The sequence below is a fragment of the Paucibacter sp. XJ19-41 genome (genome assembly GCF_028462495.1).
GTDB lineage: Bacteria > Pseudomonadota > Gammaproteobacteria > Burkholderiales > Burkholderiaceae_C > Roseateles_E.
The window spans coordinates 1-874 of the sequence record NZ_JAQOWX010000280.1; the positions used below are offsets into that span (position 1 = coordinate 1).

Sequence of the window (874 nt, forward strand, 5' to 3'; positions counted from 1 at the left end):
CCGCGCACGCGCCGCCTGGGAGCGGCTCTGCGCCGCGCTGCGCGCGGCGGGCGCGACCCCGCGTGTCTACGGCAGCTACGGCTGGCAGTTTCTGAGCGGCGCCGGCCATCTGCACAGCCGCTCCGACCTCGACCTGTGGCTGCCGGCGGCCGAGCCGCAGCAGGCCGACGAGATCGCCGCGCTGCTGAACGACTTCGCGGCCGAGGGCCTGCGCCTGGACGGCGAGCTGCTGTTCAAGGGCGACAGCGCGGTCTCCTGGCGCGAATGGGCGGCCTGGCGGTCCGGGCGCAGCAGCGCCATCCTGGTGAAGACCCTGGGCGGCAGCCGGCTGCTCCGAACGCTAGACGAGCTGCTGGGCCAGGCGCCGGCGGAGGCCGCGTTGTGAGCCCCTTGGCGCGCCCCTGCCTCGATGTAGGGCCGCTGCTCTCGCCCGCGCAGATCGGCCGGGCCGCGACACTGGCGCTGCGCGATGAGCTGCTGCTGTCGCCCAAGCCGGGCCTGGTCACGCTGAGCAGCACGGGCAGCCACAGCGATATGGACGCCCGGACTTTCATGCGCAGCCTGCTGGCGCTGCGCGGCTATTTCGTCGAGATCGCGCAGCTGGGCGGCGAACTCGCGCCCTTCGCCGCGCTGGAGCGCTGCGGCATCGCGGCCGAGGCGCAGATGCTGGCGGCGACCGGCGGCATCAACACCCATCGCGGCGGGGTCTTCCAGCTCGGCCTGCTGTGCGCGGCCGCTGGGGCCGCCTCGCAGTCCGGAGCGCCTGTGAGCGCCGCACGGATTCGCGCCACGCTGATCGAACACTGGGGTGCCGCGCTGCGCGCGCGCGCCGCGCGCCCCTCGACCCTGCCCGGCGGCATCGCGGCGCGCCGGC

2 protein-coding genes are annotated in these 874 nt (G+C 75.3%); both read left to right on the forward strand.

Annotated features, from left to right (window positions below):
- A partial coding sequence (gene mdcG, locus PO768_RS28965) for a malonate decarboxylase holo-[acyl-carrier-protein] synthase (RefSeq protein WP_272648817.1) occupies nucleotides 1-385 on the forward strand: 385 nt, incomplete at its 5' end.
- The coding region (locus PO768_RS28970) for a triphosphoribosyl-dephospho-CoA synthase (protein ID WP_272648818.1) at nucleotides 382-874 on the forward strand (493 nt) is incomplete at its 3' end. The genes mdcG and PO768_RS28970, both read left to right, overlap by 4 nt.